Origin of the sequence: Haloferax gibbonsii (assembly GCF_001190965.1) — an archaeon.
Taxonomy (GTDB): Archaea; Halobacteriota; Halobacteria; order Halobacteriales; family Haloferacaceae; genus Haloferax; species Haloferax gibbonsii.
The window spans coordinates 206129-223780 of the sequence record NZ_CP011947.1 but is presented as its reverse complement, the minus strand read 5'-3'; the positions used below and the strand labels follow the sequence as shown (position 1 = coordinate 223780).

General features: G+C 68.6%; 21 protein-coding genes. 14 read left to right on the top strand and 7 right to left on the bottom strand.

The window, feature by feature from the left end; translation table 11 throughout:
* Window positions 1–148: 148 nt before the first annotated feature.
* The gene (locus tag ABY42_RS01185; RefSeq protein ID WP_050458497.1) at window positions 149–667 is read right to left on the bottom strand and encodes a metallophosphoesterase; all 519 of its coding nucleotides are present in this window, start codon (window positions 665–667) and stop codon (window positions 149–151) included.
* A gap of 134 nt (window positions 668–801) precedes the next feature.
* Between ABY42_RS01185 and ABY42_RS01180 the strand changes: the two genes are divergently transcribed.
* Window positions 802–1746 (top strand): cation diffusion facilitator family transporter, encoded by a 945-nt coding sequence (locus ABY42_RS01180; protein ID WP_004973738.1) that lies wholly within the window; start codon window positions 802–804, stop codon window positions 1744–1746.
* Window positions 1747–1752: 6 nt separating this feature from the next.
* On the opposite strand, the gene ABY42_RS01175 is transcribed toward ABY42_RS01180, so the two are convergent.
* Window positions 1753–2793 carry a threonine aldolase family protein gene (locus ABY42_RS01175; protein WP_050458496.1) on the bottom strand — a complete coding sequence of 347 codons (1041 nt, stop codon included), beginning with the start codon at window positions 2791–2793 and terminating at the stop codon, window positions 1753–1755.
* A 117-nt stretch (window positions 2794–2910) separates the two neighbouring features.
* On the opposite strand from ABY42_RS01175, the gene ABY42_RS01170 reads away from it, so the two are divergent.
* Window positions 2911–3993, top strand: a complete 1083-nt coding sequence (locus tag ABY42_RS01170) for an aminopeptidase (protein ID WP_050458495.1) — start codon at window positions 2911–2913, stop codon at window positions 3991–3993.
* A 285-nt stretch (window positions 3994–4278) separates the two neighbouring features.
* Entirely contained in the window at window positions 4279–4431 is a 153-nt protein-coding gene (locus ABY42_RS19665) for a hypothetical protein (RefSeq protein ID WP_004045356.1), read from the top strand.
* A 5-nt stretch (window positions 4432–4436) separates the two neighbouring features.
* On the opposite strand, the gene lrp is transcribed toward ABY42_RS19665, so the two are convergent.
* Entirely contained in the window at window positions 4437–4895 is a 459-nt protein-coding gene (gene lrp, locus ABY42_RS01165) for an HTH-type transcriptional regulator Lrp (protein ID WP_004973746.1), read from the bottom strand.
* Between the two features lie 126 nt (window positions 4896–5021).
* On the opposite strand from lrp, the gene glnA reads away from it, so the two are divergent.
* Window positions 5022–6392 carry a type I glutamate--ammonia ligase gene (gene glnA, locus ABY42_RS01160; protein WP_004973748.1) on the top strand — a complete coding sequence of 457 codons (1371 nt, stop codon included), beginning with the start codon at window positions 5022–5024 and terminating at the stop codon, window positions 6390–6392.
* Window positions 6393–6629: 237 nt separating this feature from the next.
* Here glnA and ABY42_RS01155 read toward each other — a convergent pair whose 3' ends face one another.
* The 3 genes from ABY42_RS01155 to ABY42_RS01145 all read right to left on the bottom strand — a co-directional run bounded on the left by ABY42_RS01155 (window position 6630) and on the right by ABY42_RS01145 (window position 10155).
* Window positions 6630–7595 (bottom strand): phosphatase PAP2 family protein, encoded by a 966-nt coding sequence (locus ABY42_RS01155; protein WP_050458494.1) that lies wholly within the window; start codon window positions 7593–7595, stop codon window positions 6630–6632.
* 1 nt (window position 7596) lies between these two features.
* Window positions 7597–8934 (bottom strand): YihY/virulence factor BrkB family protein, encoded by a 1338-nt coding sequence (locus ABY42_RS01150; RefSeq protein WP_050458493.1) that lies wholly within the window; start codon window positions 8932–8934, stop codon window positions 7597–7599.
* Between the two features lie 90 nt (window positions 8935–9024).
* Window positions 9025–10155: a tRNA (guanine(26)-N(2))-dimethyltransferase gene (locus tag ABY42_RS01145; RefSeq protein WP_050458492.1), complete on the bottom strand. Its 1131-nt coding sequence runs from the start codon at window positions 10153–10155 to the stop codon at window positions 9025–9027.
* A 133-nt stretch (window positions 10156–10288) separates the two neighbouring features.
* Between ABY42_RS01145 and ABY42_RS01140 the strand changes: the two genes are divergently transcribed.
* The 9 genes from ABY42_RS01140 to ABY42_RS01100 all read left to right on the top strand — a co-directional run bounded on the left by ABY42_RS01140 (window position 10289) and on the right by ABY42_RS01100 (window position 15965).
* Window positions 10289–10633: an SWIM zinc finger family protein gene (locus ABY42_RS01140; RefSeq protein ID WP_049905024.1), complete on the top strand. Its 345-nt coding sequence runs from the start codon at window positions 10289–10291 to the stop codon at window positions 10631–10633.
* Between the two features lie 96 nt (window positions 10634–10729).
* Window positions 10730–11557 carry an HVO_0234 family beta-propeller protein gene (locus tag ABY42_RS01135; protein ID WP_004973757.1) on the top strand — a complete coding sequence of 276 codons (828 nt, stop codon included), beginning with the start codon at window positions 10730–10732 and terminating at the stop codon, window positions 11555–11557.
* A gap of 60 nt (window positions 11558–11617) precedes the next feature.
* A complete protein-coding gene (locus ABY42_RS01130; protein WP_004973759.1) occupies window positions 11618–12469 on the top strand; it encodes a ribose-phosphate diphosphokinase in 852 nt (283 codons plus the stop codon).
* 54 nt (window positions 12470–12523) lie between these two features.
* Window positions 12524–12754, top strand: a complete 231-nt coding sequence (locus ABY42_RS01125; RefSeq protein WP_004973761.1) for a DUF7860 family protein — start codon at window positions 12524–12526, stop codon at window positions 12752–12754.
* The gene (locus ABY42_RS01120; protein ID WP_050458491.1) at window positions 12755–13384 is read left to right on the top strand and encodes a uracil-DNA glycosylase; all 630 of its coding nucleotides are present in this window, start codon (window positions 12755–12757) and stop codon (window positions 13382–13384) included. It abuts the gene before it with no gap.
* Window positions 13385–13492: 108 nt separating this feature from the next.
* Window positions 13493–13729, top strand: coding sequence for a hypothetical protein (locus tag ABY42_RS01115; protein WP_050458490.1), 237 nt, complete (start codon window positions 13493–13495; stop codon window positions 13727–13729).
* Between the two features lie 60 nt (window positions 13730–13789).
* Window positions 13790–14206: an HIT family protein gene (locus tag ABY42_RS01110; RefSeq protein WP_050458489.1), complete on the top strand. Its 417-nt coding sequence runs from the start codon at window positions 13790–13792 to the stop codon at window positions 14204–14206.
* Window positions 14207–14294: 88 nt separating this feature from the next.
* Window positions 14295–15110 carry a DUF7847 domain-containing protein gene (locus ABY42_RS01105; RefSeq protein ID WP_050458488.1) on the top strand — a complete coding sequence of 272 codons (816 nt, stop codon included), beginning with the start codon at window positions 14295–14297 and terminating at the stop codon, window positions 15108–15110.
* A 108-nt stretch (window positions 15111–15218) separates the two neighbouring features.
* Window positions 15219–15965 (top strand): P-loop NTPase family protein, encoded by a 747-nt coding sequence (locus tag ABY42_RS01100; RefSeq protein ID WP_050458487.1) that lies wholly within the window; start codon window positions 15219–15221, stop codon window positions 15963–15965.
* 102 nt (window positions 15966–16067) lie between these two features.
* On the opposite strand, the gene ABY42_RS01095 is transcribed toward ABY42_RS01100, so the two are convergent.
* A complete protein-coding gene (locus ABY42_RS01095) occupies window positions 16068–16589 on the bottom strand; it encodes a DUF7858 family protein (protein WP_004973771.1) in 522 nt (173 codons plus the stop codon).
* 162 nt (window positions 16590–16751) lie between these two features.
* On the opposite strand from ABY42_RS01095, the gene ABY42_RS01090 reads away from it, so the two are divergent.
* A complete protein-coding gene (locus ABY42_RS01090; RefSeq protein WP_004973774.1) occupies window positions 16752–17618 on the top strand; it encodes a transcription initiation factor IIB in 867 nt (288 codons plus the stop codon).
* Window positions 17619–17652: the final 34 nt, after the last annotated feature.

The following is a 17652-nucleotide window of genomic DNA, read 5'->3' as shown; positions in this document are numbered from 1 at the left end:
GGTCGCGCGTGGCCCCCCAACGGCGACGGGACTGCCATCCGTGCCCCTGCCCCTCATCCCGTCGTCTCGCGTGGCCTCGGACTGTCCCCAACAGGCTTCCCGGCCTGTTCCCGCTGATTCTTCCGGCCCTCCGCCGGACCCCACTGCATTACTCGTCAGGGACGATACGGAACGTCTCGAAGGTGTCGCCGTCGACGGTGACGAGTCGCCCGCGGAGCCCGCCGTCCGGCAGTTCCTCCAGTTCCGCGTGCGCCTTGCGGTTGCCCCGCGGTTGCGCGTGACTCCCCGGGTTGAGGAGCGGAATCGGCCCGGTGCCGTCGAAGCCCGGCCGGTGGCTGTGGCCGAAGATGACCGCGTCGGCCCCGCGCTCGCGGCCGAACATCGAAAGCGCGGTGTTCCCGCCGCGTCGGGTGTGCGTCACCGCGAACTCGACGCCGCCGTAGGTGACGTTTCGCGCGACCGGAATCCGGTCGCGAATCTCGGGGCCGTCGTTGTTGCCGTAGACCGCGAGGAAGGTGTCGGCCTCGTCGATGAACGCGTCGAGGACGGACTCGCGCATGAAGTCGCCCGCGTGGACGACGAGGTCTGCCTCGCGGACCGCGTCGAGGGTTCGGTTCGTCAGTCGATGGCCGTCCGTGCTGTGGGTGTCGGAGACGACAACGAGCATGCGCCGGGGTAAGCGCCGGAGGGATTGAAACCTACCGGCTGCGGCGTCAGTCCGGTCGGAGCCGCCGCGGTCGGCGAGCGGTGTCCCGGTTCCTCGTCGGTAGGTCTATCCGAGCGCGGGGAGTGGCCCACGATATGGCAGGCAGTACGTCCGTCGTCGTCGCCGCGCTCTTCGCGAACGGGGCGATTGCGATTCTCAAGTTCCTCGGCTATCTCGCGACCGGGAGTCCCTCCATGCTCTCCGAAACGTATCACTCCATCTCCGACACCGGCAATCAGGTGTTCCTCCTCATCGGCATCCGCGACAGCAAACGCGGCGAGACCCAGTCACACCCCTTCGGCCACGGGAAATCGCAGTTCTTCTACTCGTTTCTCGTCTCCGTGATGCTGTTCGGTATCGCCGGTTGGGAGTCGGCCAAGCACGGCTACGATGCCCTGATGCACCCCGGCCACGGCGGGGGCGGAGAGGCGCTCGTCCTAGCCGGCTTCGAAATCGAGCCCGTGTTGGTCAACGTCGCCATCCTCCTCGGCGCAATCGCCTTCGAGAGCTACGCGTTCCTGAAGGCGAACGCCGAGCTCCGCCGGCAGATGGAGGAGTACCAGTGGAGCGGTCTCGTGGAGGCGTTCCGGGAGACGAGCGACGTGACGACGCTCACGGCGTTCACGGAGGACACCGTCGCCCTCGTCGGCGCGATGCTCGCGCTCGTCGGCATCGGCCTCACCGAACTCACGGGTAACGAGCTGTTCGACGCCGGTGCGGCGCTCCTCATCGGGATACTGCTCATGGGCTTCGCAATCGCGCTCGCGTGGGAGAACAAGCGCCTCCTCATCGGCGAGAGCGTCCCCATGGACGAAGAACAGACCCTTCGCAACATCGTCAAAAACGACCCGCGGGTCGTCCACATCGACCGCTTCCGCGCGAGCTACGTCGGCCCCGAGAAACTCCTCGTCGCCCTCGACGTGAGCTTCGACCCCGAACTCGACACCGAGGAGATAGACGACCACATCAGCGAAATCGAGGCCGAACTCAAGGCGGCCGACGAACGGGTCCACTTCGTCTACATCGAACCCGAGTTGTAGCCCGGACTAGCTCTCGGCGACCTCCCGCGACTCGACCGCGTCGGCGACGAGTTCGACCGCCGTCTCCGCGTCCTCCCGCGAGACGTTCAGGTTCGTCGTAAAGCGCGTGTGATACTCGCCGAACGTCCCGCCGAGGACATCCACGCCCTCGCACAGTTCGACGAACTCCTCGGCCGTCAGCCCCGCGTCTTCGGAGTCGACGACGACGATGTTCGTATCGGGCGTCGGCACCGACAGCCCGGCGACGGCGTCGAGACCCTCGGCGAGGACGCGGGCGTTCTCGTGGTCGTCGGCGAGGCGGTCGATATTGTCGAGCGCGACGAGTCCCGGCGCGGCGATGAGCCCGGCCTGTCGCATGCCGCCGCCGAACTGCTTTCTGACGCGGAGGGCCTCTTGGATGAACGACTCCGGACCGGCGAGCACCGAGCCGACGGGCGCGCCGAGCCCCTTCGAGAGACAGAACATCACCGTGTCCACGCGCTCGACCATCGCCGTCGGGTCCTCGTCGAGGGCGACGCAGGCGTTGAACACGCGGGCACCGTCGAGGTGAACGGGGATTCCGAGGTCGTGAGCCGCCTCGGCCGCGGCGTCGACGTCGGCTTTCGGAACCGCGACGCCGCCGCGGGCGTTGTGGGTGTTTTCGAGGCACAGAACGCCCGTACCGGCGACGTGCAGCGACTCCTCGCGGGCGTGCTCGCGGACCTGCTCGGCGGTCGGCGCGGCGCGCTCGCCGGCGTCGTAGGCGCGGACCTGCAGCCCCGAAAGCTGGGCGAAACCGCCGACCTCCCACTTGTAGACGTGCGCTTTCGCGTCCACGAGCGCCTCCTGACCGGGGTCGGCGTGGACGCGGGCGGCGATTTGGTTACCCATCGTCCCCGAGGGCACGAACAGCGCGGCCTCCTTGCCGACCAACTCGGCGGCGCGCGCTTCGAGTTCGTTCACGGTCGGGTCGTCGCCGTACACGTCGTCGCCGACGTCGGCGTCGCGGGCGGCGTCGCGCATCTCGTCGGACGGGAGCGTGACGGTGTCGCTTCGGAGGTCTATCATGCGCGGAGAGACCGCGCCGACGGAGAAATAAACGGTGGTCCGCGTGGCGTTCCCCGTCCGCGGCCGCAATATTTGCGCTTCGAAAGGTGTTTGCCCCGGGGACACACACGACGCGGTATGGACCCGCGCATCCGCGAGCACGCACAGACCATCGTCGACCACTCCACGAGCGTCGAGGCCGGCGACAACGTCGTCGTCTCCGCGCCCTCGGTGGCCGAGGACCTCGTCACGGCCGTCCACGAACTGCTCGGCGACCGCGGCGCGAACGTCGTCGCGATGGACGCGAACCCGCGCTTTACCCGCGCGTTCCTCCGCGCCGGCGACGACGACTACGAGACGCCCGAGCACGTGCTGGCGCTCTACGAGGAGACGGACGTCATCATCCGCGTCCGCGGCGAGACGAACGCCACGGAACAGAGCGACGTGCCGCCGGAGACGAACGCCGCGTACAAGCGGGCGTACAAGCCCGTGCAGGGCGAGATGCTCTCGAAGCGCTGGTGTCTCACCCAGTACCCCGCGAAGGGGAGCGCCCAGCTCGCGGGCATGAGCACAGAGGCCTACGAGAACTTCGTCTACGACGCCGTCACCCTCGACTGGGACGCGCAGGGCGAACTCCAGCAGCAGTTGGTCGACATCCTCAACGACGGCGACGAGGTCCGTATCAAGTCGGGCGACGAGACCGACGTGACGATGAGCATCGCCGGCAACACGGCCATCAACGACACGGCCGAACACAACCTCCCCGGCGGCGAGGTGTTCACCGCGCCCGTGAAGGACTCCGTGAACGGCGAGGTCTACTTCGACCTGCCGCTGTACCGACAGGGCCGCGAGGTCTCCGGCGTCCGCGTCCGCTTCGAGGACGGCGAGGTGGTCGACTACTCCGCCGAGGGGAACGAGGAGGTCTTAGACGGCGTGTTCGACACCGACGAGGGCGCGCGCTACCTCGGTGAACTCGGCATCGGCATGAACCGCAGCATCGACCAGTTCACCTACAACATGCTGTTCGACGAGAAGATGGGCGACACCGTCCACATGGCCGTCGGCTCGGCGTACCCCGAGACGGTCGGCGCGGACAACGAAATCAACGAGAGCGCCGAACACGTCGACATGATCGTCGACATGTCCGAGGAGTCGGTCATCGAGGTCGACGGCGAGGTCGTCCAGCGGAACGGCACGTTCGTCTTCGAAGACGAGTTCTGACCGGGGCGGCCGCGCGCCTTCCTGCTCGCGGACAACTCGCAACATTTCGTCTCCGGTTTATCGACCGGAAAATCGCTCGGCGTCGGCGGGTTTTCCAGTCGAAACAGTAGCCTTCGAACAGTCGCCGAAAATCAGCACCGAGACGCGGGGACGGGTTCGGTCTGTCTCGGCCGGAGTCAGCGGAGTCTCCAGTCGAAGCGGTGCCCTTCGGTCTATAGACAGACGTGTGACAACAATACACAGGCCCCAGTAGGTTTATTTCGAATAGTCGACGAACACGAACCGATGCCAGCGGTTCAGTGCCGGGAGTGTGGACGAGACGTGGCGGTCCACGAGATAGAGACCACGACGAAGACGACGCCCGACGGCTTCGACACGAGGTATCGGTGTCCCTACTGTAAGTCGGAGATGCGAGACGTGAAAACGCGAATCGTCTGACGGCGTTACTGGTCGAGGTCGAGTTCGAACTGCTCGTTTTCGGTGACCGAGTTGAGCACGACCGAGGTGTTGGACTCGCGGATGTCCGCGTCGGTGAGCAGTTTCTTGATCTGCGTGTTCATGCCGTCGGTGTCGCGGAACTTGCCGATGGCGATGATGTCGTAGTCGCCGGTGACCTCGTACACCGAAATCATCTGTTTCTCGGCGCGGAGGCGCTCGGTGATGTCGGGGAGCGCGGAGCCCTCGACTTTGAGCTGAATGACGGCGGTTACGTCGTAGCCGAGCGCGTCGTAGTTGACGCGGGGCGTGTACCCCTCGATGACGCCTTCGTCTTCGAGATCTCGCAGGTGATTCGAGACGGTCGTGACCGACACGTCGAGTTCTTCGGCGAGGCTTCGCAGGCTCGCTCGGCCGTCGCCGAGGAGTGCGTTGATGAGCTTCGCGTCGAGGTTTTCGTACGTCATTACATCTACACACCGTCCCGGGGCATTAGAATTTTACGAATATCCAATTCTGTGGCGAGGTGCGGGGAATTGCATTAAGCGGAAAGGTCTTTATAGTGCGGGTGTTCGAATCGCGTGTTCAGGAAAATGACGGAAGACAACGCACTCACCGACGGCGGCCTGAGCGACGAGGCACAGGCAGTCATCGACGAGATCGAAGAGAAGAATGTCGACTTCCTCCGACTCCAGTTCACCGACATTCTCGGAACGGTCAAAAACGTCTCCATCCCGGCCTCGCAGGCCGAAAAGGCGTTCACTGAGGGCATCTACTTCGACGGTTCCTCCATCGACGGCTTCGTGCGCATCCAGGAGTCCGACATGCGCCTCGAGCCCGACCCGTCGACGTTCGCCGTCCTCCCGTGGCGGAAGAAGGAAAACAGCGCCGCAGGTCGCCTCATCTGCGACGTGTTCAACACGTCCACCGGCGAGCCCTTCAGCGGCGACCCGCGTGGCGTCCTCAAGCGCGCCATCGCCCGCGCCGAGGAACTCGGCTATGACGTGAACGTCGCACCCGAACCGGAGTTCTTCCTGTTCGAAGAAGACGAGAACGGCCGCGCGACGACCGTCACGAACGACGCCGGCGGCTACTTCGACCTCGCGCCGAAGGACCTCGCGTCCGACGTGCGCCGCGACATCATCTACGGCCTCGAGAGCATGGGCTTCGACATCGAAGCCTCGCACCACGAGGTCGCCGAGGGCCAGCACGAGATTAACTTCACGTACGACGACGCCCTCTCGACGGCCGACAACGTCGCCACGTTCCGGTCCGTCGTTCGCGCCATCGCGTCCGAACACGACCTCCACGCGACGTTCATGCCCAAGCCCATCCCGCGCATCAACGGCTCCGGCATGCACACCCACATCTCGCTGTTCCAGGACGGCGAGAACGCGTTCCACGACGGCGACGACGAGTTCGACCTGAGCGACACGGCCAAGAGCTTCGTCGCGGGCATCCTCGACCACGCGCCCGCCATCACGGCTGTCGCCGACCCGACGGTCAACTCCTACAAGCGCCTCGTCCCCGGCTACGAAGCGCCGGTCTACATCGCGTGGTCCGACCGTAACCGCTCGGCGCTCATCCGCAAGCCGGCCGCCCGCACGCCGGCCGCCTCGCGCATCGAGGCCCGCTTCCCCGACCCGTCCTGTAACCCGTACCTCGCGTTCGCCGCGCTCATCCACGCCGGTCTCGACGGCGTCGAGAAGGACCTCGACTGCCCCGACCCGGTCCGCGAGAACATCTACGAGTTCGACGAGGAGAAGCGCGAAGAGTACGGTATCGAGACGCTCCCGAAGGACCTCGGCGGCGCCGTCGACGCCCTCGAAGAGGACGAAGTCATCCAGGACGCCCTGGGCGACCACGTCTACGAGAAGTTCGTCGAAGCCAAGCGCTCCGAGTTCAAGGACTACCTCGTCGACGTCTCCCAGTGGGAACTCGACCGGTACCTCGAGACGTTCTAACCGTCGCGCACGCCTAACACCGATTTTTCTTTCGCGCCCGCTCGCCGGAGAGCGACGGCCAGAGCGCCGCGCGGAGAGCGAGCGCGAGCCGTCGTCGCCGCGGTGGCCGAGCCGCGGTGGCCGAGCCGCGACCGACTCGCGAAGCTCGCTGGGTTGTGAGCGGTCGCGGAACCGGTGCAGTGGTGCAGTCCGAAAAGAGAAGCGCCAGCCTCGCGTCGGCCGTCGGCGTCGCCCGAGTCAGTCGGCGCGCTGGGTCGCCCCGTCGCCGAGTCCGATTCGGCCCTGTAACTTCGGCGCGACGAGGATGAACGCGACCACCGCCCCGGTGGCGAGCACCGTCACCGGGACCGGGGCGTCGACCACGTCGACGCCGACCCAGAGGCCGCCCGCGCCGAGGAACGCGACGAGCGCCACCGGCGGCGACAGCGTCGGCAGCGACTCGTGGTCGGCGAGTCGCGTCCAGCCGACGAGGCCGCCGAGCGACCCGCCGAGGGCCGCCGCGGCGTTTTCCGTGTGTCCGGGGACGCCCGTGGCGAACACCACCGCGAGCGCGAGGACGCTCAGGCCGGCCGCGATGGCGAACAGCCGCGCCGGGTCGAGGTGGCCGGCCGCGTCGGGGTCGTCCGCGGCGGCGACCGAAAAGACCGCCTTCAGAAAGACCAGGCCGAGGAGGACGCCGACGACGATGTCGACGCCGTAGTGGACGCCGAGGAAAATCCGCGAGAGCGAGACGGTGCCGACGACGGCCGCCGCGGCGACGAGTCGGCGGCGGCGGTCCCACACGTCGAGAAGCGAGACCGCGGCCCCGTAGACGACGGTCGTCCCGAGGGCGTGTCCGCTCGGGAAGCCGAAGCCGTCGTCGGTGGTAAACGACACGAACAGGTCCGAGAGCGGCGACGGCCACGCGGGGGCGGCGGCGACGGTCGCGGTCGGCGGTCGCGGCAGGGCGAAGCCGACTTTCAGCGCGGTGACGAGCGCCAGCGACCCGAGCGCGAGGCCGACGAAGGCGGCCGCGGTCCGCCGGGGGCGGGCCGTGATTCGGGGGCGACAGAGCCAGTACAGCGACGTGAACGCGACGAAGAAGAACCACTGGTCGCCGAGCTGGGTGACGAGACCGAACAGGAAGACGAGCGCGTCCGGCGCGTCGGCGAGGGCTAACTCACCCAACCCGCGGGTCTGAAGCGGGAGTTCGAACCGGGACATCTCAGCCGCGGCGTTCGCGGACCGCGTCGACGGCGCGGCCGGGGAGGCCGAGCGCGTTCAGGCCGATGCCGAACATGACGAACAGGACGTAGAGCCCGAGCGTCGACAGGAAGATGATGAGCATGGCGACGACCGCGATGAGGTCCGACTGGAGGTAGTAGAACGCGCCGAGCGTGAGGACGACGCCGTAGCCGAGCACGAGATAGGGCCCCCAACCGCGAGCCTTGCCGCGGCGCATCCGACGGCGGACGTAGCGCTTCAACTCGGCTTCGAGCTTGGGCTTTTCGACCGTCCGGTCCGTCACGTCGTCCTCGAACGCGTCGAGGTCGGCGCGGAGTTCCTCGACCTGCGATTCCAGCTCCTCGATGTCGGGAGCGCCGCGCGGGGAGACGGACGCGCCGGTCTCCGCGTCGCCGGCGTCCGCCGTCCGCGGCCCATCGGTGTCACCTCGGTCGTCGCTCATATCCGTACGAGCGTCATGTCGGCCTCCCGTATGTTGTACCTGCCGGTCCACTCCGGGCGGTCCCCCCGGCGGGTCACGCGGTTCCGCGGGCAGGGCGTCGCCGCCGACCCCCGCGAGGACCGCGTTGATGACCGCGCCCGAAAGCAGGATGAGCCCCGAGAAGTAGAACCACGTCACGAGCAGCAGGAGCGTCCCGAGCGCGCCCGCGACCGACGCGCCGGCCACCGACGCGTACACCCCGAATCCGATTCCGAGGACGGTCCAGCCGACGGCCGCGAAGACGGTTCCGGGGACGACCTGCCGCGGCGAGAGGTCGGCGTCGGGGAAGACGTAGTACAGCGGGAAGAACGCCGCACAGAGCGTGAGCAGCAACAGGAGCGGCGAGAGCAGTTGGAGGAACGGCACGTCGAGGAGACCGAGGAGCGCGGTCACCACCGCGACGCCGATGGTGCCGACGCCGATGCTGGCGAGAGCGATGGTGCCGTCTCGAAGCTGGTCGAGGAGGCCGCCTGCCTCGGAACCGTAGATGCGCGAGAAGGCGATGTCGAGGCCGCGAAAGAGCTTCAGCGCGCCCCAGACCGTCAACGCGAGGCTCACCGCTCCGACGCTGCCCTGTCCGGTCCGGTCCGTGAGGGCCTCCTCGACGAGGTCCTGTCCGGTCGGGACGAGGTACTGTTCGACGAGCGTCTGGAGCTGCGCCTGCAACTCCGCGCCGCCGACCGCGGTGGCGACGACGACGCCGAGCACGAGAAGCGGAATCAGCGAGACGAGCGCGTAGTACGAGATGCTGGCCGCGAGAAACGAGATTTCCTTCTCCCGAATCGTGTCGACGACGGTCCGCGCGACGGGAACGACGGTTCGAATCTTGGCGCTCACGTATCACCAAAACGACACGGGAGACAAAGAAGCTACCCGCCGACGCGGCGGCGTGAGCCGGTTACGGGCACGGCCGCTCGGGCCGCGGAGTCAGGCTTCGGGGTCGAGCGAAGCGGTCGCCTCGCGTATCTCCGCGACCGTCGCGTCGGTCTTGAACGCGGTGCCGTGGTAGTGCGCGGGCGTGGCCTCGTAGCCGGCGTCGCGGAGCGTTTCGAGGAACGTCTCCATCTTCGAGGCCGAGCGCCCCCAGAGCTTACAGAGGCGGTGCTGGTCGAAGTGAGTCGGCGTGTCGAGTTCGACCGCGAGCGTGTCGAGGAGTTTGCGGGCGCGTTTCGCGGTGCCGAAGTCCTCCGTCACCTCGTCGCGGACGGCCTCGGCGAACGCCGGTTCGGAGACGGGGCCGAGCCAGATGGGGCCGGCTTCGAGAATGCGGGTGGAACCGCAGTTGGCGCACGCTTCGGGCGGGTGGGCGATGAGCGAGTGCTCGGCCTCGCGGTGGAGGCAGTCCTCGCAGTGGTAGACGAAGCCGGTCGATTCGAGGAGTTCGTCGGCCTTCGTCGCCCGCTCGTCGAGTTCGAGGTACGCCCGCGCGTAGTGGCGCGTCGCGTGCGAGAGAATCGGGACGGCGGCCTTGTCGTAGCGGGCGGCGGTGCGGACCATCGCGCCGAGGAGCGTCCGAAGGCCCATCTCGGGGTGGTAGTCGGTGTTCTGCGGGAGACAGCCGTACTTCCGGATGCCGCTTTTCTGGTGTGCGCCGCACAGCGGGGCGGTGTCCGTGGCGGTGACGCAGACGAGGTCGCGGGTGTTGGCGAAGGCGGGGTCGGCGAAGGGCATCGGCGTGCCGAAGGGGTCGAGGTCGACCACGTCGAAGACGGAGTCGTACATGAGGGCGTTGGCGTTGCGGTGGACCGCCTCGCCGCCGTTGCCGGCGCGGTCGAGGTTCGACTGGGCGAGTTCGACGGCGTCGGTGTCGAGGTCGGCGCAGGTCACGTCGTAGCCCTCGGCGGCGGCGCGGACGCCCCGGATTCCCGAGGCGGCCATCGCGTCGAGGTAGCTCTCGGCGCGGGGTTCGCGCTCGCGGAAGGCCCGGAGGACGGCCGCGGTGATGTCCCGGTTCAACTCCTGTGTGGGGTTGTAGAAGACATCGTCGCCGGTCCCCGCTGACGCCCCGTCGCGGGCGTCGGGAACCTCGATTTCGACGCCTCCCTCGCTCACGTGCATACCCGCAGTCGCCCGCGCGGGCGGAAACCGGTTGCGATGCGATTGTGCGATGCGATTGTGCGACGCGGTTGCGGCGGGCGTCCTCCCCCGCGGCATCGAATGCGTTTTCACCGCCACCGACGAAATCGAGGGCGTGGATTCGGCCGACGACTGGCGAGCGGCCCTCGAAGCGGCCGGGCGGCTCTCGCCGCAGATCGTGCAGGCCATCGTCGACGCCCACGGCGACCGGGGCGTCACGGCCATCGAGGCCGTCTCCGAGCGACGGGTGAAGCGCTACCGCGACTTCGACGTGGTCGTCGGCTACGACGACGAGTACGTGGTCGAAGACCGCGGCTGTACCTGCAAGGACTCCCAGTACAACCTCGACCCCGACGAGGGCGAGCGCTGTTGGCACGTCCTCGCGGTCGACGTGGCCGAGGCGCTCGGCGAGCTCGACCACCACGACATGTGGTACTCCGACGTGCGGGAATTTCTGTAATCACACGTCTCGGCCCCGCGCCCGTTCGGTCCGTCGCCGCGTCCCGGGAACGACCACAATCCTTTCCGAACCCCGCCGCGAACCTCGGGCCAACGGATGGCTGATTTCGACCTCTCTATCGACGAAAAGCGGGTGTACGCGGACAAGTCCGGCAAGCAGACGGTGTACGTCGCCGCGGGCGTCGGGGTCGTGACCGTCGACGTGTCCGACGACCTCGTCGGCGGCTTCCGCGTCGACCGCCGGTGCGCCGCGCGGGACGCCGCCGGGTCGCCCGGGGAAGTCGCCGTCGCCACCGACGAGGACGTACTGCTCGTCCAGGGCGACGACTACCACGAACTCGACTTCGGGCCCGCGAGGGCCGTCGGCTTCCACCGGAATCGCGTCGTCGCCGCCGCCGACTCGGGGCGCGTCGCCCGCCTCGACGAGTCCGGGTGGACCGACCTCGGCGAGGTCGATTCGGTCCGCGCCCTCGACGGGAGCCTCGTCGCGGCCGAAGACGGCGTCTACCGCATCGGCGACGACGGTCTCTCGCACGTCGGCCTCGACGACGTAAACGACGTGTCCGACCCCGCGGGCCGTCTCGGCGGCGATTCGGGAACCCCGCTCGCCGCGACCGACTCGGGGCTGTACGCGCTCGGCAACGGCTGGATGGACGCGCTCGACGGGGCGTTTTCGGCGGTCGCGTCGATGCCGGACGGCCGCGCCCACGCGGTCGGACCGGACGGCGTCGTCGCGCGCGACGACGAGTCGGACGCGTGGAACGCCGCCCCGATTCCGCTGGACGAGACGGTCGTCGCGCTCGCCCACGACGCCCGCGCCGCCTACGCCGTCACCGACGCGGGGAGCTTCTGCGTTCGGCTGACCGGGGGCGACTGGCGGACGCAGGTGCTCGGATTGGACACCGTCGGCGTCGCGGTTCGCTGACACGCGACGCGGCTGTACGCAACGAAAAGCGGTTTTACCCCCCACGAGAGACGAACGGGTATGCTCGTACCCGGCGCATCCTCCCAGGCACTCGCGGCCGCGCTCGCCGCCGAACTCGGCGAGTCGCTCGCGGCCGTCGAGTACGACCGCTTCCCCGACGGCGAGACGCTGGCCGCCGTTCCCGGCTTCGACGCCGACGCCGCCACCATCGTCGCCAGCACCGCCAGCAACGACGCCTACGTCGAACTCCTCCAACTGCAGGACGCGGTCCGCGAGGCCGGCGCGTCCGAGGTCACGACGGTCATCCCGTACATGGGCTACGCCCGACAGGACAAGGCGTTCGAGGCCGGCCACCCGATTTCGGCCCGCGCGGTCGCCCGCGCCGTCAGCACGACGACCGACCGCGTCGTGCTCGTCAACCCCCACGAGGACGCCGTCTCGGAGTTCTTCGACGTGCCCGTCGACATCGTCGACGCCGCCGGGCGACTCGCCGAACCGCTCCCCGCGCTCGACGACCCGCTGTTTCTGTCGCCCGACTCGGGGGCCATCGGCATCGCCGAGACCGTCCGCGACGCCTACGGCGAGGGCGAGACCGACTACTTCGAGAAGGTGCGCCACTCCGGGACCGACGTCGAAATCACGCCGAGCGACGCCGACTTCGAGGGCCGCGACGTGGTCATCACCGACGACATCATCGCCACCGGGTCGACCATGAGCGAGGCCGTCGCCGTCCTCGCAGACGGCGGCGCGAAGCGCGTCTTCTGTGCGACCGTCCACCCGCTTCTCGCCCGCAACGCCCGCACGAAACTCGCGCGCGCCGGTATCGAGCGCGTCGTCGGCACCGACACCATCGAGCGCGACGTGAGCGAGGTGTCCGTGGCCCCCGTTCTCGCCGACGAGCTCGAACGGTAACATATCACACAGTCTCTCGAAACGGTTTTCCCAGTCCCCGTATCTCGGAGTAACATGGGACGCTACGGAGACATCGACTACCCGCGGATGACCAAGACCGGCCTCGGACTGGGGCTCGCGCTGTTCCTGTTCGGCGCTGTCGGCGCGAAAGTCGCGCTCGCGATGAACGGCGGCGCACTTCCGGGCTGGGAGCGCACGCTGTTTTTCGACGCCGAGTGGCTCGGCATCGCGCTGGTCCTGTTCTCGCCGATTATCTTCGGCATCGTGCTCCCCCTGACGGAGTAGATGGCCGACGCCGACCCGCGGTTCCCCGACGACGACGAGACGCTCGTCCTCGAACCCGACTGCAACCGCTGTCCGGCGCTCGTCGAGTGCCGCAACCGCATCTCGTGGGGCGTCGGCCCCGACGACGCGACCGTGATGGTCGTCGGCGAAGCGCCGGGTGCGGGCAACCCCGACGCCGACCGCTGGCGGGGCGGCAACTGGACCGGGATGTCCTACACGGCCCAGCACTCGGGCCGCCGCATCCGCGAGACGATGGCCGCCGTCGGCTACGAGTCGGGCGTCTTCTACACGAACGCGGTCAAGTGCTTCCCCTCGGACGGCGAGGGGTCGAACCGCGCGCCCACGGCCGCCGAAAAGGAACACTGCCGCGACCACCTCGTTTCCGAACTCGAAGCCGTCGACCCCGACGTGGTGGTTCCGACCGGCCGCCACGCGACCGAAACCGTCCTCGCGCTCGACGACACCTCGCTGGACGGCTTTCTCGATACCGTCCTCGAACCCGTCGAGAGCGAGCGGTTCGGCTACACCGTACTCCCGCTTTTGCACCCCTCGTACCGCGACGTGTGGCTCTCCCGACTCGGCTACGAGTTAGACGAGTACCTGGCCGACTTGGAATCGCGTCTCCCCTGAGGCCACCACGTCGCCGACGCGGACCGCGACGACCGCCGACTGCACCGACCGTGCCGCTCGATACCCCGCATATTCATGGCTGAGGGTTGACATTATTCGGTCACACCGATGCTCGGCGACCTCATCGCGGACCTGATTATCGACGTCGTTCTCCACCCGTTCGTGAAAGCGATGGACCCGTTCGTCGCCGGCGTCAAGAAGCGACTGGCGCGGATTCGGGCGCGGTTCGGCGGTGACGGAGGTGACGGAGGTGACGATGTCGGCGCGGCCGCCGACAGCGGGAACGCCGGAGTCGGCCGCGGATACGACGCCGACGACCGCGAACGGTCCACCGAGCGGAACTGACGCGTCCCCGGCCCCGAACCGGTCCGAACTTTCTTTTTCCCGCCAATCGACGTGCCACGTATGTCCGACTGCATCTTCTGCGCCATCGTCGACGGCGACATCCCCGGCCGAATCGTCCACGAGACGGAGCACACGCTTGCGTTCCTCGACGCCAACCCGCTCGCGCCCGGCCACACGCTCGTCGTCCCGAAGGAGCATCACGCCCGCCTCGACGAGGTGCCGGCCGACGCGGCCGCCGACCTCTTCGCCGCCGTGAACGACCTCGTCCCGCGCGTCGAGGCGGCGGTCGACGCCGACGCGACGAGCGTCGGCATCAACAACGGCCCCGCCGCCGGCCAGGAAGTCGACCACGTCCACGTCCACATCGTCCCCCGGTTCGAAGGCGACGGCGGCAGCCCCATCCACGCCGTCGCGGGCGAGCGACCCGACCTCTCCGACGAGGAACTCGCCGACATCGAGGCGGCCATCTCGGGCTGACGGAGCCGACCTCTCCTGCCGGCGCCGCGCTCACCAGCAAATCGTGTCGATATAAAAACACATACGGCCGCCGCGAGTACCGGCTGTCGTGACAGTCCTCCAATCGTTTCGAACGGCCCTCCGAATCGTCACCGAGACGCCGGTGCTCGTCGCGTTCGCCCTCGCGTTCGGGCTCATCGGCGCGTTGAACAGCGCCTCCGGTCCGACCGGTGCCGTTGGCTCGCTCCTCCAACTCCTCGCTGTGCCGGCGCTCATCGGCGCGTTCTACACTGTCGCCGACGGCGCGCGACCCGGTTCCGACACCGACCTGCGCGCGACTACCGCGGCACAGCGCTACTACGTCAGCCTGCTCGGCGCGACGCTCCTCGCCGGCCTCGTCGTGGTCGTCGTCGCGATGGTCGTCGGCGGCGGCGTCCTCGGCTACATCGGGTTCGACCGATTCAACGCGGTGCTGAACGGCTCCGCGAGCCTCACGCTCGTCGAGCTCGGGGCGCTCGGCGTGGCCGGCGTCGCCCTGATGGCCATCGTCTACGTCTTCACCTTCTTCGACACCGCCGTCGTCCTCGACGGGAAGACCGCGGGCGGGTCACTCAGCCGCAGCGTCGACTTCGTCTTCGGCAACCTCCGGCACGTCGTCGGCTACGCGGTCGTCGCGACCGCCGTGACCTCGGTCGTCGACCTGCCGGTCCTCTGGCTCGTCACCCTCGACGGGGCGACCACCGTCACCGGCGCGGTGACGGCGTTCCAAGCGCCGATGCCGGCGGTCGATATCGCCGTCGTGGCCGTCGGCTCGACGGTCACCACGCTCGTCGGGCGAACTTACAAGGTCTGTTTCTACCGGGCCTGCACGGACGAGACGCCGGGTTCAGACCCCGAAGCGGCCGACGACGAGTGGTCGGTCTAGCCCCACCGCCGGCCGTCGAAATCACCTCTGTGAGCTGAATAGTGTCGTCCGGCGACACCAATACCGGCCGACCGAAGCTATTAATTCGAGAACCCGACCAGTCGCGGTATGCCGATTCCCCCCAGAACCACCGCGCTCGTCGGCGTCGCCGGCGGCGCGGGGACGACCCGACTGACGCTCGAACTCGCCGCGGCGCTCGCGACCGACGGTCGCGACGTGGCGGTCCTCGACGCGGCGTTCGCCACGCAGGGGCTCTCGGACTACGTCTCGGGAGCGCTCGACCCCGACGCGACGTCGCTCGTCACCGACGCGGCGGACGTGCCGCTGGAGTCGGGGCTGGTAGACTTCGAGACCGACGCCGAGGGACGCGTCGCCGTCTGCCCCGCCGCGGCCCCGTTCGAGCGACTCGCGCGGGCGATGACCCCCGACGCCGCGCGGGCGTTCGAGGGTCGCATCGCCGAGGCCGCAGACAGCTTCGACCACGTGCTCGTCGACGCGCCGCTCCTCGCGTCGAATCAGACCGTCGCCGCCGCCGCGGCCTGCGACCGCGTCGCGCTCGTCGCGCCCGCCACGGACCGCGGTGCCGACGCCGTCGGTCGTCTCAGCGCCCGGGCCGCCGACATCGGGGCTGATATCGACGCGGTCGTCTCCACGTTCGGCGCGCTCGGCGACGCGGACGTGGTCGTTCCCGAGACCGAGGCGAACGACATCGCCGACGCGCCGGCGTGCCGCGACGACGCCGACCTCGCGGCGGGCGTCGCCGCGGTCGCGGAGGTCCTCCTCGACGTGGAACTCGATTCGGTGACGGCCGCCGGCGGCGTGCTCACCTCGGTCGGCGAGTACGTCCGTCGCTGAATCGCGCGACGCGCCGAGCGAGTTTCGAGAGAGCAGACGGACGGCTGGTGAGCGCCGCCGCTCGCGAGCGTGAAAACGGGAGGTGGGGAGGCGTGTCCCGCGTCAGAACTGCATGTCGGTGACCGAGCTCATGGTCTCGGCCAGCGAGTCGCGCTTCGCGACGGCCGCGTCGGTGCGGTCGGTCAGCGCGCCCTCGACGGCTTCGACGAGGGGGTCGATGGGGTCGTGCGTCTCGACGTACGTCGCGAGTGCGAACTCCGACGGCTCGGCGCCGGTGAGCGCGAGCGCGTCGGCGCGCGAGATTCGTCCGTCGATCCAATCGCGGACGATGCGTCGCGCCTCGGGTGCGAGGGGAGTCACGCCCGCTTCGCCGCAACGGTGCAAGACTTTCGCCGCCGTGACCGGAGCGACGCCTGCGTCGCTCGCGCTCTCGCCGACTGACGTGCCCGACCCGTGTGCTTCGACAACCCGCTCCGCGGCCGCAGGCGCACAGGGGAGCGCGTCTGCGTGCGCCTCGAAGCGCTCGCGGAGGGAAACACCGGTGTCGTCGACAGTCGGAACGCAGCGCGAGCGCTGTTCAGTCGTCGTCGTCTCTAACGCGGCGGCGATATCCGACAGTCCCATCGCTCGGTGGTCCGCACCTATCGACTAAAAGCGTTCCTAATCAGTATCAAAATTGAGTCTGTAACCCACCGGTTACCGGTAGGCTCTGACGGCAGTAATCGGGGTTCTACCCCCTTTTCAACCCGTGTTTAAATACCCGTTCGAGACCGATTTTCAATTGTGATGAGCGAAGCACGTTCCCCCCAGGGTTGCCCCGAATGCGACGGACACCTCGGTTTCGAAGCCGGCGAGACGGTCTGTACCGACTGCGGTCTCGTCGTCTCGGAGTACCGCATCGACCACGGCCCCGAGTGGCGCTCGTTCGCCGACGACGACCGGAACCCCGCCCGCACCGGCGCGCCGCTCACCCGCTCGCGCCACGACCGCGGCCTGTCGACCGAAATCGGCCGCTCGACGCGTATCAAGGGTCGCAAGCGCCGGCAGTTCGCCCGCATGCGCCGCCAGCACAACCGCGCTCGCATCTCGACCAAGCGCGAGCGCAATCAGGTGTACGCCTTCACCGAGATTCGCCGCGTGACGAGCGCGCTGTCGCTGCCGAACCACATCCGCGACCAGGCGTGTTCGCTGTTCGAGTCCGCCCAGAACGAGGACCTCCTGCGCGGGCGCTCGCTCGAAGGGTTCGCCGCGGCCTGCGTCTACGCCGCCTGCCGCGTCGCCGGCGTCTCCCGGAGCGTCGAGGAAGTCTGCGACGTGTCGAAGGCCACCGAGGCGGAACACCAAGCGGCCTACGGCGCGCTCAACCGCGACCTCGGTCTCCCCGTCGCGCCCGCCGACCCGACCGAGTACCTTCCGCGGTTCGCGACCAAGCTCGACCTCGACAGCGACACCGAGCGCCGGGCGCGCGAGTACGTCGCCGAAGCCCGCGAGGAGGGCGTCGTTGGCGGCAAGAACCCCTGCGGCGTCGCCGCGGCGTGTCTCTACACCGCGGCTCGCGACCGCGGCGAGGACTGCACGCAGGCCGAGGCCGCCGACGTGGCCGACGTGACGCCCGTGACGCTCCGCAAGACGTACGTGGCGCTCCGCGAGTGAGCCGACGCCGACAGGCGACGGGACTCGCTAACTG

Excerpts from the sequence above, each read along its gene's own strand:
- ABY42_RS01175 (WP_050458496.1), bottom strand. The coding sequence starts at position 2,793 with ATGATAGACCTCCGAAGCGACACCGTCACGCTCCCGTCCGACGAGATG.
- ABY42_RS01180 (WP_004973738.1), top strand. The coding sequence starts at position 802 with ATGGCAGGCAGTACGTCCGTCGTCGTCGCCGCGCTCTTCGCGAACGGG.
- ABY42_RS01155 (WP_050458494.1), bottom strand. The coding sequence starts at position 7,595 with ATGTCCCGGTTCGAACTCCCGCTTCAGACCCGCGGGTTGGGTGAGTTA.
- ABY42_RS01185 (WP_050458497.1), bottom strand. The coding sequence starts at position 667 with ATGCTCGTTGTCGTCTCCGACACCCACAGCACGGACGGCCATCGACTG.
- ABY42_RS01120 (WP_050458491.1), top strand. The coding sequence starts at position 12,755 with ATGGCCGACGCCGACCCGCGGTTCCCCGACGACGACGAGACGCTCGTC.
- ABY42_RS01095 (WP_004973771.1), bottom strand. The coding sequence starts at position 16,589 with ATGGGACTGTCGGATATCGCCGCCGCGTTAGAGACGACGACGACTGAA.
- ABY42_RS01090 (WP_004973774.1), top strand. The coding sequence starts at position 16,752 with ATGAGCGAAGCACGTTCCCCCCAGGGTTGCCCCGAATGCGACGGACAC.
- ABY42_RS19665 (WP_004045356.1), top strand. The coding sequence starts at position 4,279 with ATGCCAGCGGTTCAGTGCCGGGAGTGTGGACGAGACGTGGCGGTCCAC.
- ABY42_RS01130 (WP_004973759.1), top strand. The coding sequence starts at position 11,618 with ATGCTCGTACCCGGCGCATCCTCCCAGGCACTCGCGGCCGCGCTCGCC.
- ABY42_RS01115 (WP_050458490.1), top strand. The coding sequence starts at position 13,493 with ATGCTCGGCGACCTCATCGCGGACCTGATTATCGACGTCGTTCTCCAC.
- glnA (WP_004973748.1), top strand. The coding sequence starts at position 5,022 with ATGACGGAAGACAACGCACTCACCGACGGCGGCCTGAGCGACGAGGCA.
- lrp (WP_004973746.1), bottom strand. The coding sequence starts at position 4,895 with ATGACGTACGAAAACCTCGACGCGAAGCTCATCAACGCACTCCTCGGC.
- ABY42_RS01145 (WP_050458492.1), bottom strand. The coding sequence starts at position 10,155 with ATGCACGTGAGCGAGGGAGGCGTCGAAATCGAGGTTCCCGACGCCCGC.
- ABY42_RS01110 (WP_050458489.1), top strand. The coding sequence starts at position 13,790 with ATGTCCGACTGCATCTTCTGCGCCATCGTCGACGGCGACATCCCCGGC.
- ABY42_RS01125 (WP_004973761.1), top strand. The coding sequence starts at position 12,524 with ATGGGACGCTACGGAGACATCGACTACCCGCGGATGACCAAGACCGGC.
- ABY42_RS01170 (WP_050458495.1), top strand. The coding sequence starts at position 2,911 with ATGGACCCGCGCATCCGCGAGCACGCACAGACCATCGTCGACCACTCC.
- ABY42_RS01100 (WP_050458487.1), top strand. The coding sequence starts at position 15,219 with ATGCCGATTCCCCCCAGAACCACCGCGCTCGTCGGCGTCGCCGGCGGC.
- ABY42_RS01135 (WP_004973757.1), top strand. The coding sequence starts at position 10,730 with ATGGCTGATTTCGACCTCTCTATCGACGAAAAGCGGGTGTACGCGGAC.